This is a genomic window from Flagellimonas oceani (genome assembly GCF_011068285.1).
GTDB classification, from domain to species: Bacteria; Bacteroidota; Bacteroidia; order Flavobacteriales; family Flavobacteriaceae; genus Flagellimonas; species Flagellimonas oceani.
This window is the reverse complement of record NZ_CP049616.1, coordinates 2,307,503-2,322,942: the sequence shown is the minus strand read 5'-3', so window position 1 is coordinate 2,322,942 and position 15,440 is coordinate 2,307,503. Positions and strand designations below refer to the sequence as shown.

Annotated in this window: 11 protein-coding genes; 10 read left to right on the top strand and 1 reads right to left on the bottom strand. The window is 44.5% G+C overall.

Annotation, left to right across the window (positions count from 1 at the left end):
* Nucleotides 1-30: 30 nt before the first annotated feature.
* The 7 genes from GVT53_RS10635 to GVT53_RS10605 are packed head-to-tail and all read left to right on the top strand — an operon-like array spanning nt 31 to nt 6,588.
* A complete protein-coding gene (locus GVT53_RS10635) occupies nt 31-321 on the top strand; it encodes a hypothetical protein (protein ID WP_166248610.1) in 291 nt (96 codons plus the stop codon).
* Nucleotides 296-2,722, top strand: a complete 2,427-nt coding sequence (locus GVT53_RS10630) for a TraG family conjugative transposon ATPase (RefSeq protein ID WP_240904982.1) — start codon at nt 296-298, stop codon at nt 2,720-2,722. The genes GVT53_RS10635 and GVT53_RS10630 overlap by 26 nt, the downstream gene beginning before the upstream one ends.
* Nucleotides 2,709-3,314 (top strand): coiled-coil domain-containing protein, encoded by a 606-nt coding sequence (locus tag GVT53_RS10625; RefSeq protein WP_166248609.1) that lies wholly within the window; start codon nt 2,709-2,711, stop codon nt 3,312-3,314. The genes GVT53_RS10630 and GVT53_RS10625 overlap by 14 nt, the downstream gene beginning before the upstream one ends.
* A gap of 11 nt (nt 3,315-3,325) precedes the next feature.
* Complete coding sequence (locus GVT53_RS10620; RefSeq protein WP_166248608.1) at nt 3,326-4,150, top strand: hypothetical protein; 825 nt, start codon at nt 3,326-3,328, stop codon at nt 4,148-4,150.
* Between the two features lie 29 nt (nt 4,151-4,179).
* The gene (locus GVT53_RS10615; protein WP_166248607.1) at nt 4,180-4,797 is read left to right on the top strand and encodes a conjugal transfer protein TraK; all 618 of its coding nucleotides are present in this window, start codon (nt 4,180-4,182) and stop codon (nt 4,795-4,797) included.
* A 7-nt stretch (nt 4,798-4,804) separates the two neighbouring features.
* Nucleotides 4,805-5,719 (top strand): conjugative transposon protein TraM, encoded by a 915-nt coding sequence (gene traM, locus GVT53_RS10610; RefSeq protein ID WP_166248606.1) that lies wholly within the window; start codon nt 4,805-4,807, stop codon nt 5,717-5,719.
* Complete coding sequence (locus tag GVT53_RS10605; protein ID WP_166248605.1) at nt 5,716-6,588, top strand: DUF4138 domain-containing protein; 873 nt, start codon at nt 5,716-5,718, stop codon at nt 6,586-6,588. The genes traM and GVT53_RS10605 overlap by 4 nt, the downstream gene beginning before the upstream one ends.
* A gap of 536 nt (nt 6,589-7,124) precedes the next feature.
* On the opposite strand, the gene GVT53_RS10600 is transcribed toward GVT53_RS10605, so the two are convergent.
* Complete coding sequence (locus GVT53_RS10600; RefSeq protein ID WP_166248604.1) at nt 7,125-8,942, bottom strand: alkaline phosphatase; 1,818 nt, start codon at nt 8,940-8,942, stop codon at nt 7,125-7,127.
* Nucleotides 8,943-9,302: 360 nt separating this feature from the next.
* On the opposite strand from GVT53_RS10600, the gene GVT53_RS10595 reads away from it, so the two are divergent.
* Genes GVT53_RS10595 through GVT53_RS10585 form a run of 3 tightly spaced genes read left to right on the top strand, consistent with a single transcriptional unit; the run spans nt 9,303 to nt 15,398 of the window.
* On the top strand, nt 9,303-12,464 hold the full coding sequence (locus GVT53_RS10595; protein ID WP_166248603.1) for a SusC/RagA family TonB-linked outer membrane protein: 3,162 nt from the start codon (nt 9,303-9,305) through the stop codon (nt 12,462-12,464).
* 12 nt (nt 12,465-12,476) lie between these two features.
* Nucleotides 12,477-13,853: a RagB/SusD family nutrient uptake outer membrane protein gene (locus GVT53_RS10590; RefSeq protein ID WP_166248602.1), complete on the top strand. Its 1,377-nt coding sequence runs from the start codon at nt 12,477-12,479 to the stop codon at nt 13,851-13,853.
* Nucleotides 13,854-13,874: 21 nt separating this feature from the next.
* Nucleotides 13,875-15,398 (top strand): BspA family leucine-rich repeat surface protein, encoded by a 1,524-nt coding sequence (locus tag GVT53_RS10585; RefSeq protein WP_166248601.1) that lies wholly within the window; start codon nt 13,875-13,877, stop codon nt 15,396-15,398.
* Nucleotides 15,399-15,440: the final 42 nt, after the last annotated feature.

Here is a 15,440-nt window from a genome sequence, read left to right as displayed (position 1 = left end):
AAGATCATCTTCATTCAACAGTATAATGATATGAAACAGTATAGTGTTTACCGAAACATACGTGTCCGTGCCTTGATCTTTGGATTGCCCGTGGCTTTTTTTGCCCTCCAGATGATGGCCGTTGTGGGCTCCCTCATGGCGGTCATCTTCTCTTTTAATTTAATCCTCCTCATTTTGATAGGCATTGGCAATACAGTGCTTTATGGTGTATTGCTCAAACTGGCCCAAGAACCGGGAATGCTCCAAATAAGGGTATGGTTCCCGCATAGTATCTCGAACAAAAAAATAACTCCCTATGAGCATTGCGATGAACTTTCATGAACACTATCCCCTTGTGGATATCGATCGGAACAGGGTATTGGCCAACAATGGGAACATCGCTTATGCCTACCGAGTGGAACTGCCCGAAATCCATTCATTGTCAGAGGCCGATTTCGAGGAGCTTCACGGCCATTGGTTCCAAGCCTTGAAATCCCTCCCCATTGGCACTTTGGTCCACAAGCAGGATATGTACCAAAAAACATGCTATGATGCCAGTCAACTGCCCAGCAGTTCCTTTTTGGCAAAGGCCACAAGGGACCATTTTGAAGGCAGGGAACACCTTCGCCATGAGTCCCTGATCTTTTTTATCTGGCCCAAGAACAAGACCATCACCAGCACGGCATTGATTAATCCTTTTACCAAGGCATCCAAAAAGTTGCCGGAGATCCTTGGGGAACGAGCGGAGGAGTTTGGCAAAGCGGTCAGGGATGCCGTTGGATATCTCAACAATTCCCCAAAACTAAAACTGTTGCTGTTCAATCAGGCCGCTATGATCCAATATACCGATGCTTATTTCAATGGATTCAATGAAGGATTCGATACGGACATGGTATTGGACAAGGATAAAGTGCAAGTTGGTAATCATTGGTTTGGGGCCATGGCCGTGAACAATGAAGCTTGTTTTGGGGATACCGTGCAGACCAGCCGGCCCAACGAACAATATACCGCAGATGGATTTTTGTTCCACCAAGGTTTTATCGATGGGTTCGGGCTTAGCTTTCCTGGAAATCATATTGTCAACCAGATCATCCATTTGGATGATCGACATAAATGGCGCAAATTGCTCGAAAAGCGATTGGAGGAACTCTCCAAGAGCAGCAATTTCGGTTCCCGGAACAAACTGCTATTTGATAGGGTATCGGATACCCTATCCGAGCTCAACCAGGATGATTCGGCATTGATCATCAGGGGCCAATTGAACGTGCTTTGTTGGGCAAAGGGTGAAAAGGGCTTGGATCGATCGTTATCAGATCTCATCGCCCGTTTCAAGGAATTGGACATTAAACCCTACTGTCCGGTGGGCAAGTCACGTATCCATTATGTGCTCAACAGCTATCCCTTCTTTTCCAGTAATTTTGGCGATACCGACCTTTATGTCACCGACCTAAAGCATGCGCTCTGCCTATGGATCAATTCCACGAACTACCGTTCGGACAAAAAAGGGATCATTTTCAATGACCGCCTGGACAACATCCCGGTAGTGAAGGATGTTTGGGACGAGGGGAAGCGGCGTATCAAGGCCCGCAACTTTGCCATATTCGCCCCCACGGGAGAGGGCAAGTCTTTTTTGGCCAACAACATCCTACGACAGTATTTTGAGCAGGACGTACGGCTAGTGATCATTGATCTGGGCGGCAGTTACGCCAAGTTTGCCCAGTTGTATCCGGAAGAGCATATCATCCTGAAATACGAACCTGGAAAAAACCTTGGTATCAACCCCTTCTATAAAACCCCAGGCGACGGTGTCGCCGCGGAGTGGTTGGAGGACCTGACCAACTTCTTGATGGAGCTCTATGCTTCCAGTGATAACAATGCTAAGGCGCAACAAGTGGCCCTGAAGAAAATCCTTCGCTCCTATTATGAAAGGATCAAGGAGGGGCATTCCCTCGAAGGCTTGTATGACTACATTGAAGAACACCAAAATACGGTATTGGAAACCTTGGGCATTGACCCGAGCTATTTCAATCCGACCAATTTTTTGCACATTCTCTCCGAGTATGTGGGCGATGGTATGTACAGTTTTCTTTTTAAGGTCGGGGAGGACCGATCCCACCGGTTGGAGGACAAACGGCTGATCATATTCGAGTTGGACGAGGTCAGGGACAACCGTGAGGTCTTGTCCGTGATGCTCAAGTTGATCAAGTCTGCCATCCAACGGACCATTTGGCAAAACCGTAGCGAGCGGGGAATCATTCTCTTTGATGAGTTTGCCAAACAGCTCAAGTTTCCCAATGTTCTGGAGAGCGTGGAGTTCTACTATCAGGCCATTCGAAAACAGAACGGGGCCATCGGCATTGTACTGCAGTCGATCAACCAATTGCCAGAGAACCATACCTCTGCCACCATTCTGGAAAACACCCAGGTCATCTACAGCCTACGGAATGAAAAGGGGTATGATGCGCTTCGGCGACGCCTCAATTTAAGCGCCCATGACCTGAACCAGCTGAAATCTATCAGAAACGACCTGAAAGGCGAGCGCAAGTACACGGAGATCTTTATCAAGATCGGGTCCGAAAGCAATATCTACCGTTTGGAAGTGCCCCCAGAGGCCTATGCCGCCTATCTCACCGACGGTACCGAAAACCAGGTCATCATGGCGCTTTATGAAAAGACCAGGGATATGGAACTGGCCATCCAAGCATTCATCCATCAGAAAAAACCGCAACATGAAAACAGCTAAAAACCAATCCGTGAAGAAAGTGCCCTTTCCAATCATGGTGACCCTGACCCTCCTGCTTTTATCGCCCGGCCGTGCTACGGCCCAGGGGATGCCGGTGTACGACAATACCAACTTTATATCCTTGGCCAAACAGCTAGTTGAATCCGCCAAGCAGACCGCGGAATTATTGAAGATGGTGGAGCAGCTCAATGCAGTACGGGAAAAGATAGAAAAGGTCAACAATGCGGTGAGGCAGTACCAAGCGGTCCGGGACATTACCCGCAACAATGAACGACTTTTTGAGATGGTCCGGGACGATTTGAGGGAAGTCTTGAATTCCCCTTATATCCATGGCGACGAAGTGGAGACCATATCCAATGCCTTCAACGGCATCATGGAACACTCCCTGGACCAATTGGATTTTATGGGGCAGGTGCTCAGCAATGACTTTTTGAACATGACAGACGCAGAACGGTTGGGGATATTGGAGGCCCAACGGGAGGAATCCCGAAAAATGTTGGCCGATATCCAGCATCGGAAAAAACGGTATGACATGATCATTTCCTTTCGGAAGATGCAGGTCTTGATCAAGGACAGGAAACCCAACTATTAAACTAGAACGACATGGGACTTGAATATGTGGATGCGGTCTTTCAGACCATCAAGGACAGCAGTTTTGCCACCTATACCATCGGTGGGATGAAGGCCTTGGCCGTACTGTTCTTTTTGGTCAATATCATCAAAAAGTATTACGAGGGCGGAGCGATGCGCACAGGACTCACATGGGGACTTACGCCTACCGATCTGATTAGGAATTTTTCGGTGGTATTGGTCGTATTGTTCTCAACGGAAGTGTTGGGAGCCTTTGACACCATTTTAGTGGCCATTGAGACCCAGTACCAAGATACGGCACCTGAACTATTGCCGCTAGGACTTCAGGAAGTAGAAGTTGAGGAAGAGGCAGGTCTCTTGGATGCGGCCACCAAGGCCATGGGTTTATTGTACGAATGGCTGGCCACCCCATTTATGGGGCTAAGGACCCTGGCCTGGGCCGGGAGTTTGGTACTTTGGGTACTGGACCTGTTCATATATCCGCTCTTTTTGGCCGAGCGCTATTTTATCCTTGGGGCGATGCAGGCATTTTTTCCCTTGGTCATTGCCATGGCAGTCTTTGAGAAGTTCAGGGAAATGGGCTATCGCTTCTTTCGCTTGTATGCAGCCGTGTATATGGTCGTCCCCGCCTTCTTTTTGGTCAATGTCTTTGTCAATGCCCTGTACCAGGAAATCACGTACAATTTTTGGCCCAACCTGTTCGGGACGGACTTTGGTAGCGAGCTGTTCGCACCTTTGATCGAACTGGCGGGGATAGGGTTTATCGTATTGCTGAAGTTCAAGCTCTATAAACGGGCGACGACTTTTACCTTCCGACTTTTTGCGGGGGGAGCCTAAGGCATATTCATTTTTGAAAACCAATCGATATGAAAAAAGTATATAAAAACATCACTGATGTCCTTCGTTTGAACCGTTTTATTGTGTTGGCGGTGGTCGTTCTCTGTCTGTTGACAAGCGGCATTTCGATGGGGCTGCTGTTTCGTTATCAAGAGAAATTATTGAACGCTGCCTTTGCGATAGATGCGGAAGGCACGATACTGCCATTGCGGCTGGTCGGCCAAGAAGAGAAACGGGAGGTGGAGGCTTTGGCCCATATCGACTTGTTCCATCGCCTTTTTTATGGCATGGATGATAGCAATTACCGGGACCATTTGGATAGGGCTCTATGGTTGGGGGATACTTCAGTGGATGCCGTTTACCGCCAAAAAAAGTCGGATGGGGTCTACAACCGATTGTTGCAGTTTTCCTTGCGGCAACAGGTTGTACAGGTGGACATTGAACTGGACTTGGAGAAGGGGCCCTATCGTTTTAGGGCACGGACGGTGTTTGAGGTACATCGGGGAACGGTCATGGACCGTTATCAGCTGAATACTTCAGGGGTGCTGATTGTGGTGGACAGGAACTTTCCGCACAATCCCCATGGACTGTTGATTACCGATTTCTTCGAGGATTCCCTTCACAAATTGGAAACACAAACCAAATAATATCATAATGAAACTGGATAGAAACAAATTGTTGTTCATCGGGCTGCTTATCAGCATCTGTGGGTTTATCATTCTCTATGCCCTGCAGATGGGGGAAACCTCGAAAGATGAGGAGATAAGGCAACCAAGGGTACCGGAACTGGTAGAGGAACCAGAGGAGTTCAGCTCAAAACTGGAGGCCGTTGACGCCATCAAGGAAGAGAGGCAACGAACAAAGCCCAGTCTGTACGGGGAAGAGTATATTGATTCCACCGGGACCTACGACCCGGAAATACGGGAAAAACAGCGCCAGCGTATCGTGGACAGCATCTACAGGGAGGGGCGAATTGATTATGGGGCGGGCTCTTACCGAAAGCCCACAACGAAAACCCAATCAATAGGGGGTGCCCAAACGGAAAACTCCGACCCTAAGCCAGAACCAAAACCCATTGATTTTTCAAAGGCCCATACGGCCTTTTTTGGCTCAAGACCGATACAACAAGACAGTGTTCATCCCCCCGTTGCCATCAAGGCCGTGGTCAATGGCGAGCAACGGGTACGGGCCAAAAACCGCCTTGAGCTTCGGTTAATGGAAGATGTTGTATTCAACAGTAGACTTTTTAAGCGGAACACCTTGCTCTATGGCTTTGTCTCCTTTCGGGCCAATCGGGTGTTTGTCGCTATTGACCATATCGGCCAGTACTCGGTCCGTTTAAAGGCCTACGATATCATGGACGGGGGAGAGGGCATCTATGTGGAGAACAGTTATCGCGAAGAAGCAAAACGTGAGGTGCTGGACGATGCCGTTCAGGATATCAATCTTCCGGGAATGCCGCAATTGGGAGGCATCAAACAGGTGTTCCGACGCTCCAATCGTACCGTGCGCGTGACCGTTCATGATGGTTATCAACTCATACTCAAATCTGAAAATCAAACCTTATGAAATCACTTCAATATCTTACGGTACTTTTTTTGTCCGTTGCAACGACTAATGCCCAATCGGACACTTTATATGTCAACGATACCCATGTGTTGTCCCTGATATTCCCAAAGCCGATATCGAGGGCGGTTACTGGGCATTCCAATTATACGCTGGGATATAATCAAGAAACCCCTGAAAGGGTAGGGCTATTGCAGGGAAACCGGGGTGCTGACAGCAATTTGCTGGTGATGACCGAGGATGGTCTGGCCTATTCCTATTATCTGGTCTATCGTAAACAACTAGTGGAAAGCCATAGGTTTGTAGCCATAAATGAAGCTATTGGCCATGTGCTTCCTGAAAAGCATAATGATGACCTGACCCAAAAAGAAAAAGTCAGGTCTCCAAGCACCCGACTATCGGATAGTCTTCAATACCGAAAGGCTAGTCGCTATTTTTTGGAACAAAATACTAGTATGCTCAAGGCCAAACGTAGAGATGGGATGGTCCTTCGACTTCGTGATGTGTCCTATTTTGGCAAGGAAACCTATATCGTTCTTGAAATCGAAAATAGGTCCGATATTGATTTTGAGGTGGATTTTGTTCAGTTGTTCTGGGCACATGGAAATCCAAGAAAGAAATCCTCCTATCAGAAGCTTATCCTAGAACCACTTTACAGTTACAAAGGGCCTTCAATGGTTAAGGTGGGTACAGTGGAGCGTTTTGTATATGTCGTACCAAAGTTCACCTTGACTGGCAAGGAACGACTAATGATTGAAATCGAAGAAAAGAGAGGCAGTCGCAAACTGATGCTAAAAGGTAAAAGGAACCGTGGGCGCATTTGGGATTCTAATACCACATGGGAAAGCAATGAACCAAACAGGATATTGTGACCGAAAGTTTTTACTCGCCATTAAACCCTTGGATATCGATTTTCCAAAGCACCATGCTCTCGAGGTGCAATTGGGGGTTGCAGTTCGATATTTTTCATTTATAAAACGATCGAATCACTGCCTCACTGCTTAAGTTAGCGCTATGCGCAATATGGTTGTTTTCCATAAAATAGGTCTAAAACCAAATAATGAGGTAGGTTGCAAAAAACGGTCATGGTATACCACTCAAACGGGAAAAAGGAGCATGGTAAAATCACAAATAAGTGACTGATTCAGATTTGACTATAGTCAAAATTGAGGTGGTTCAATTTTTCTGTTTTTAGTGGTTCCAATTATCCGTCCCATCCATAAGGGTTTCGTATTGTACTATTTTTAAACAGTTCAGGTTTGGGGATGGTATAGAATTTTTTGCCAATTCCCTACAGGATTATGCCTGTTTTTTGTCCTGATAAAGAAAAACTTGGGAACAAACAGTTCCCAAGTCCATTCAATATCAGCACTTAAATCAAAAGCTAACTAAACTAATCATTAAAAAATTATTCACCGTTTTGTATATTCAGAATGTCCATGATTTTATGGAAAACCTCGTTGTTTTCATAAACACCCTGAAATTTATGGGAATAGGGGCCATAAGCAAATATGGGAACCATGGCGGCGGTATGGTCATGGGTGGTGAAATCACCTTCTACCCAATGGTCTTGGATACTTCCCTGTGGGATGCTAAAACCGGAAGTTTCGTGGTCCGCGGTTATAATTACAAGCGTGTTGCCCGAACGGTCCGCAAATTTGATGGCTTCGGTAATGGCTTTGTCGAAATCTATGCCTTCGCTGACGACGCCGGGAGCATTGTTCAGGTGTGCATATTTATCTATCTTGGCTCCTTCCACCATCAGGAAAAAAGGCTTTTTTTTGGATTTTAGGAAAGCAATGCCATTTTTGGTTGCTTTGGCCAATAGATCATCCCTGCCCTCGATAACCCCAGGTAGATCACCTTTTGCAAAAAAGTGTCCGACTCTTTTATCTTTGGAGTTTCCTATATCTTCTATGTGGTTTATGATTTTGAATCCTTGTAATGTCTCCTTGTCTTCAAAATCATTTTCACCTCCACCCATGAACAACGAAAGTCGGCTCTTTGACAAATCTGCTGCAATCTCTTCGGTGTATGATCGATCTTCTTGGTGTGCATAAAAGGATGCAGGTGTAGCCCCTGTTAATTTGTCTGTAGTGATACAACCAGAGATGAAACCTGCTTTGGAAAGAACTTCGGGCATATTGGCAAGTGGGGCTCTAAGCGTATCCAGTCCAATGGCCCTGTTGTACGTTTTGGACCCTGTTGCCAAAGCTGTGCCAGCAGCGGCCGAATCAGTGGTGAAATCATCTGCGGAGGCTGTTTTTAGAAAACCGATGCTTTTTAGCTGAGTAAGGGTCAATGCGCCACCGTTGGCCAAAACGGAAGAAGAAATATGGGATAGCCCATTTCCATCACCAATAAGGAAGATGACGTTTTCAACGGTACTTTCTTTTTGGTCTGAAGCGTAGCTTGGCTTATATACTTTGGAGATTTGTTTGTTCTTAAAAGTCCTTTTGGGCATTGAGACAAGAAATTCCCCACAGCTAAAAGGGGTGTCTGTATTGATGTAGTCCACACCTAGTTTGGCCAAAGCCCTCCAGGCAGTCTTGGTGTCCGGTGTGGCCCAAAACCTGAATGGTTTGCCATAGCTATGGGCTTTATCAATGGTCTCTTCAACTTTTATATAATCCGATGCTGTTAACCTGCCTAACCCATTCCATTTGGATATCTTCTTAAAATTAAGACTGATAAGTGCAACTTTGTCCCATTGTTTTGGATCGTTGATATCCTCTAGGCTTTGATAATCGAACATTATGTATGAAGGATAGCTCGAATACGTGTGGACAGGGGGACGATTCCCAGATATTGTCAATGTAATGTTCGAATGGTTCTTTATTTCAGGATAATCTTGCAATACCAACATCAATCTTTCCAAGGTAGGTACAGCTTCTGACTTGATATCGATCAGTAGTTGAAAGTGTTCTTGATTTAACAAATTTAGCGCAATCGCTTTTTGGATAGGCTGTAAATATAAACTTTCAATGGTTCTATCTTCTACTATTTCCGAGGCCTCATGGGTAGCATACAAAATACCATCCCTTAAATATATATCCACCTCTATGGATTGGGCTCCCCCGGAAAAAGCTTTCCAAAAGGGAATATCTTGCTCATAGTCATTATGTGAATGTACTTCTTGGGCAGATAGGTGCACGGATACAAAGTATAGCAAAAAAAGAATCCTTATAAATTTGAAAGATTCGGATTTACCAAAAGAAAGGCTCATAAAACTGGATTTTGTTAATATTTATGAAAGTGCCATCAACATGGCGGAATAGGAATTTACCTATTCAAAACAACGACAAAAATGCTTTGCAAAAAAAAAATATTGTGCAAAGGTTTGCACAAATAACGATGGTTGTTGCTTAATTTTCAATTGGTTGTGAACCTATGATTTGATAGCCTCGATATGGATTGGGTTGAGTTCTTTAAATTGGTTAAAAAACCTATGTGAATCCAGGGTTAAATACTTGCAAATTAAAGATTAACCAATGCAAACCTTTGCATAAAGTTTTGTTCTTCCTGTGTTATCAAAATCGTTTTTTTATTGTTATTTGGTTGTCGAATTAATAAAAACTATCCAAACATGAAGAAATTTAAATTATTGATATTCATTTTTCTTATTGGTGCGACAACTACAATGTGGGCACAGCAAACAATAAGTGGTACGGTTTCTGACAGTGAGGGGGTCCCCTTGCCAGGAGCCAGTATAATAGAGAAAGGGACTGCCAATGGAGCAGTTTCTGATTTTAATGGACGATACACAATTACTACATTATCGAATGCACCTACATTGGTGGCTTCCTATTTGGGATTCGAGACGATGGAAAGAAAAGTTGGTCCTACTACGCAAACGATTGATTTTGTCATGAAGGAGGCCAGCAATGTGTTGGATGATGTAGTAGTAATCGGTTATGGTACGAGTTCAAAGGAAAGAATTACAGGTGCTGTTGCAAGCGTTGACGCGGAGGATATCCAACAGTATTCAAATGCCAATATTGACCAAGCCATCGTTGGAAAATTGCCTGGGGTGGATATTTTGACCAACGCAAGAAACCCTGGGGATGGTAATACGATAACCATTCGTGGGGCGGGTTCCATTACCAGGGATGCCAATCCTTTGGTGGTCGTGGATGGTTTTCCATTGGCGGAAGGCAGTTCCTTGAACGTGCTCAACCCCAATGACATTGAAAGTATAGATGTTATCAAGGATGCCGCTTCATCGGCCATTTACGGTTCCCGTGCTGCCAATGGCCTTATCATGATTACCACCAAAAAGGGAAGGAGCAAAAAAACAACGGTAGAGATACGTTCAGTTATGGGAATCCAAGAGCGCACGGGCAGCTATGATTTGTTAAATGCCTATGATGCTGCGGTCTTCTTTAAGGATGCCCGTAACAATGCATACGTGAAGAACCATGCCAATGTTAGTATCAACGATACGGAGGAAGAACGCATTGCCAATGGGGCCAATGTTAGGGAACTTATCCTTGATTACACCGTTCCCTACCTTAACAATGAACAAGGATTGACCGATTTTGACTGGGAAGATGCCGTATACAGGGCAGGTGTTGTACAAAACTATCATGTGGGTGTCTCTGGAGCCAATGAAAATACCGATTATTCGGTGTCGTTGGGGTATACGGATGAGGAAGGTATTGTGATTACGGCTGATCAACAACGTTATACAGCCAATATCAAAGTAAATACCAGATTGGGTAAACACTTTAAATATGGGGTCAATGTCAATGGATATTATGCGGAACGGGGACTCACGGGCGGAAGTAATCAGTATCGTTACCCCATAGACCCAGCAGGAAGGGCAATGGTGTATATGTATCCTTTCTTTTCTGCCTATGACGATACAGACCCCACGGGCTATAATATAGAAGCACAGATTCGGGCCAATAGGCCTTACAATGCCAATATGCAGGAAAATCCCGTGGCCATGGCAGAATTGTCCAAATACCAAAGAAGGGAGTTCAGGACTTTTGGGAACACTTACCTCTCCTATGAGCCTATTAAAAACTTGGAACTGAAAACCTCATTGGGCTTTCTGTACCATTCTAGCTTTACAGATCAATATGCCCCCATGTTGACTGGAGCCTATAGGGAATTGATCAGCGAGAGGGATTCACAACAGGGATCGGAGAGCAGGAGTGACCAAGGTGATATCCTGATTGAAAATACGGCAAATTATACTTTTGAGACTGGGAAACATTCGTTCAACGCCTTGTTGGGACAGAGTTTCCAGAAAAGTACCTATACTTCCCTTTCTGTGGACGGTTATGATTTCCCCAATGATATCATTGAAAATATCGATGGGTCAACTGTACAGACGGCAGGTGCTTCCAGAAGTAGATGGGCTCAACTTTCCTATTTCGGTAGGCTGATGTACAATTATGACAATACATATTTTCTGTCTGGTTCCATTAGAACCGATGGGTCCTCACGCTTTGGTAAGGACAATAGGTACGGTACCTTTGGATCTTTCTCTGCGGGTTGGGTGTTGAGCAATGAATCCTTCTTTCCTGAAAATGATATTTTAACCTATGCCAAGCTACGCTATAGTTGGGGAGAGACCGGGAATAACCAAATAGGAAACTATGCACAATATGCCTCAATAAGTACGGGAAGGGATTATCCCTATGACAGTACGTTATATCCTGGGGCAGCACCATCGAGTGCACCATCCTATAATTTGGGATGGGAAACCAATACGTCCAATAACTTTGGTGCCGATTTCACCTTCTTTAACAAGGTGAGATTGGGGGTGGACTATTATATCGCGGATATTACAGACCTTCTCTTGGATAGACCGGTACCCAAACATACCGGCTTTAATACATCATTGCAAAATATAGGTGAAATGAGGAACAAGGGTTGGGAATTCAACCTTAGTGCCTCGGACTTCAGGTTTGGAGACCTTAGCCTTGGACTAAATGCCAATCTAGCAACCAATAACAATGAAATCCTTTCCCTCGGTGGAGCCGAAGAACTGTATGAAGGAAGCAACCAAAGATTTATTACAAGGGTCGGGGAATCATTGGCCAACTTATATGGCTACAAGATTATCGGAATCCTTAAATCGGAAGAAGAGGTGCAGGAATATACCAGTAGAAAAAATACTACCCTCTCTGCGGAAGTGGGAGATTATATCTTTCAGGATACCGATGGGAACGACGTAATAGATGCAAACGACAGGGTACTTTTGGGAGATTACAATGCAGAAGTGACCTATGGTTTTGGAATTAACCTAGCCTACAAAGGATTTGACTTCAACATGAACTTTAATGGGACCATGGGTAGGGTCGCATTTGATGAAATGACCTCACGTTATTTGGAATATGGAGAAGCTTTTACCAATACCAACTATTACTATTTCAACAATTACTGGGATGCTACTCGAAATCCCGATGGATTTTTGGCGCCGCCTGATGCCTATGGAAATACAGCGACAAGAAAGGCTAGTAGAAACCCAACCAACTATAATGTATTGGATGCGGATTATTTAAGATTGAGGAGTGTACAATTGGGGTATAACCTGCCAAAGACAATTTTGGAGCAACTGCACCTTCAAAGCCTGAGGGTTTATGTATCCGCCAATAACTTGTATACTTGGACGGATTACAGGGGGATGAACCCGGATGGAGGTAATACGGGAAATCCACTTAATAGGGGACACATCCAGGGAACCACTGGTGTTCCGAGACTAATTTCTGCAGGTATTAATCTATCATTTCAATAAAAAAACAAAACGATGATTATAAAAAGAACATTTATTGTCATATCAGCACTGCTGTTATGCATTGCTTGTGAAAGCGAGTTAGATCAGTTTCCTGAAACAGGAATATTGGCAGATAATTATTATACAGACCAGGATAATGTGGAATCCACAGTGAACGCCACGTACAATGAATTACAGGCGCTCTATGATTACTATATGATTCTTTGGGGAGAGATTCCTACGGATAATGCTTATATACAAGCGCCAAACTCAAATGGGGGCGCCAGGTCCTTGGAGGATTTTTCATGGACAAGTACCGACGGATTTGTCGGTAGTATCTGGGAAAATTGCTATGAAGGGATTTTATATGCGAATACGGTTTTGGATGTTATTGATGAGGTAGTGTACGATAGTGAGTCCCTGAAAAGTGTCCGTATAGGTGAAATGAAATTCATCAGGGCATTTTTATATGACATTCTGACGACTATCTATGGGGATGTTCCATTGGTATTGACCATAGACGACCCGACCAATGCCTTTGATGATACCAGGACCCCTGTTGCCGAGATATATGACCAAATCGAGAGAGATTTGCTGGATGCCATTGAACTATTGCCCAAAAACAACAGTACAGGTAGGGCTGACCAATATGCGGCGAGGGCAATTTTGGCCAAACACTATATGAAAAGACAACTGTTCGGTCAAGCTGAGGATCAATTGGAAATTATTGTGAATTCCAATAAATATGGCCTTGCCCCAATCGAAGGGCTCTTTGGAGTGGAGAATGAAGGGAATGACGAGGATGTCTTTAGTATCCAATATGCCTCGAATTTGGATGGTATGAGTGAGGGAAGCAGGTTTTATTACTTGTTTACGCAACCTGACAACCAAGGGGGTATGGGTGCCATGGCAATGGAAAGTTCCCTGTACGATCTCTACGAAACGGATGATTTGCGGAGGAATTTTATCAATGTATCGAACAATGTGTACTATATCGATAAATGGACCCCTTCTCCCAATAGTAATAACAGTGATGGGGGGGACAACCATTATGTGGTAAGGTATGCGGATGTTCTATTGTTATATGCAGAATGTTTGAATGAGAACGATAAAACGCCCTTGGCCAAGACCTATCTTGACCTTGTAAGGAATCGGGCGAATCTTGGGGAAACCACGGCAACAGATAAAGCCAGTATGCGCGATGCCATTGCACTTGAAAGAAGATTGGAACTCGTAGGCGAGGGGCATCGTTGGGGCGATCTTTTGAGAACAGGAAAGGCCATTGAGACGATGAATTCATTTTTTCAGGATCAAGGCAGGAACATTACAGTGGACCCCTTTCGTTTGTTGGCCCCTCTTCCACAAGCTGAAGTGGATATTACGGAAATGGAACAGAACCCAGGGTATTAATTAAAAAAATATAGTACATACATGAAACGTTTTTATAAATTGATTTTGATCGCTGCAAGTATTGGGGTAGCAGTATACTCCTGCGATGTGGATAGTACCGATTATTCCGTGGACGACAGGGACGTCTATATTGAATCCATTATAATCGAAGCGGCGAAGAACAGTTGTGTGGAGGAGGATATTGAAGTTTCAGTGTCAAACCCTTCTAGAAGTATCACAGCTTCATTACCGAGTGATTGTGATGCCAGCGAGATCATATTGACCATATATCTTAGCGAGGGGATTACCACATCCCCTGCCTCCGGGGATAGTTTCGGCACGGGAACGTCTTCCCTTTTGGTAACTGGATTTGGTCTGGAGGAAGAATATTCGGTAAACCTAAAAGTCTTGGAGCCTTTCGAGTCCGATGATGAATTTGTAACCGTATGGCGTGTTGGAGCTGATGAAAGTATTACCCTTCCGTTGGTTGAAACAGGGACCTATAACTTTAAGGTTTTTTGGGGTGATGGAACGGAAAGCATCGTCGCCACATATGATCTTGAGTCTGCCACCCATACGTATACGGAGGCCGGGGATTATACGGTAACTGTGTGGGGGGCCATCGAGGGCTTCAATTTTTATAAGACCGACCAAAGTGCGGACAATATAATAGATGTAACCAATTGGGGTCAGCTGAAACTGGGTAACGAAGAAGCCTATTTTAGGGGATGTTCCAATCTGCAGATCTCGGCATCCGATGCCCCTGATTTAAGTGGAACCACTACGCTGAAGGCGATGTTCAGAGAAGCCACCTCCTTCAACAGTAATATCAACCATTGGGACGTTAGTGGGGTGACCAATATGCAAGATGTTTTTTATAAAGCATCCAGCTATAACCAACCCTTGGACAAATGGGATGTGGGGAATGTCACCACTTTTGAAACGATGTTCAGGGATTCTGCCTTTGACCAGGATATCTCTGGATGGGATGTAAGCAAAGCAACAACTTTGAAGAATATGTTCAGGGATTGTCCGTTCAACCAACCAATCGGATCTTGGAATATCTCGAATGTGACGAGTTTACAATCCACTTTTAGAGGGAACGATGCCTTTGATCAAGACCTTTCAGGATGGGGTGATAAACTGGGCAATGTCGTGACCATGCGTGAATTGTTCCGTGAGTCGGATTTTAATGGGGATTTAAGCGCATGGGATGTAAGTAAGGTGTTGAGTATGTGGGATATGTTCAAGGATAGTGGGTTCAACAACCCTTCGATAACCGGATGGGATGTGAGTGGACTTGACAATATGGAGACCATGTTCGGAGGTGAAGACTGTGCTTTTAATCAAGATATTTCAGGATGGGATGTGAGCAATGTAGTGAACATGCAGAATTTGTTCAAAGAAAACAAAGTCTTCAATCAGGACTTATCCGGCTGGAATGTGGACAATGTGATGTGTAACTATGATTTTGATACGGATGCACCCCAATGGGAGGATTCCCATAAACCAAATTTCATCGCCGACAAGACGGACAATAATGAATTTTGTAACAGGGATAACTAAAATTGTTTTTTCTCATTGTATGAAGGGGCTCCAGTGTTGGGG

What these genes read in the sequence shown, in the direction of transcription:
- GVT53_RS10635 (WP_166248610.1), top strand. Translation starts at nt 31, where the DNA reads ATGAAACAGTATAGTGTTTACCGAAACATACGTGTCCGTGCCTTGATC.
- GVT53_RS10630 (WP_240904982.1), top strand. Translation starts at nt 296, where the DNA reads ATGAGCATTGCGATGAACTTTCATGAACACTATCCCCTTGTGGATATC.
- GVT53_RS10625 (WP_166248609.1), top strand. Translation starts at nt 2,709, where the DNA reads ATGAAAACAGCTAAAAACCAATCCGTGAAGAAAGTGCCCTTTCCAATC.
- GVT53_RS10620 (WP_166248608.1), top strand. Translation starts at nt 3,326, where the DNA reads ATGGGACTTGAATATGTGGATGCGGTCTTTCAGACCATCAAGGACAGC.
- GVT53_RS10615 (WP_166248607.1), top strand. Translation starts at nt 4,180, where the DNA reads ATGAAAAAAGTATATAAAAACATCACTGATGTCCTTCGTTTGAACCGT.
- traM (WP_166248606.1), top strand. Translation starts at nt 4,805, where the DNA reads ATGAAACTGGATAGAAACAAATTGTTGTTCATCGGGCTGCTTATCAGC.
- GVT53_RS10605 (WP_166248605.1), top strand. Translation starts at nt 5,716, where the DNA reads ATGAAATCACTTCAATATCTTACGGTACTTTTTTTGTCCGTTGCAACG.
- GVT53_RS10600 (WP_166248604.1), bottom strand. Translation starts at nt 8,942, where the DNA reads ATGAGCCTTTCTTTTGGTAAATCCGAATCTTTCAAATTTATAAGGATT.
- GVT53_RS10595 (WP_166248603.1), top strand. Translation starts at nt 9,303, where the DNA reads ATGAAGAAATTTAAATTATTGATATTCATTTTTCTTATTGGTGCGACA.
- GVT53_RS10590 (WP_166248602.1), top strand. Translation starts at nt 12,477, where the DNA reads ATGATTATAAAAAGAACATTTATTGTCATATCAGCACTGCTGTTATGC.
- GVT53_RS10585 (WP_166248601.1), top strand. Translation starts at nt 13,875, where the DNA reads ATGAAACGTTTTTATAAATTGATTTTGATCGCTGCAAGTATTGGGGTA.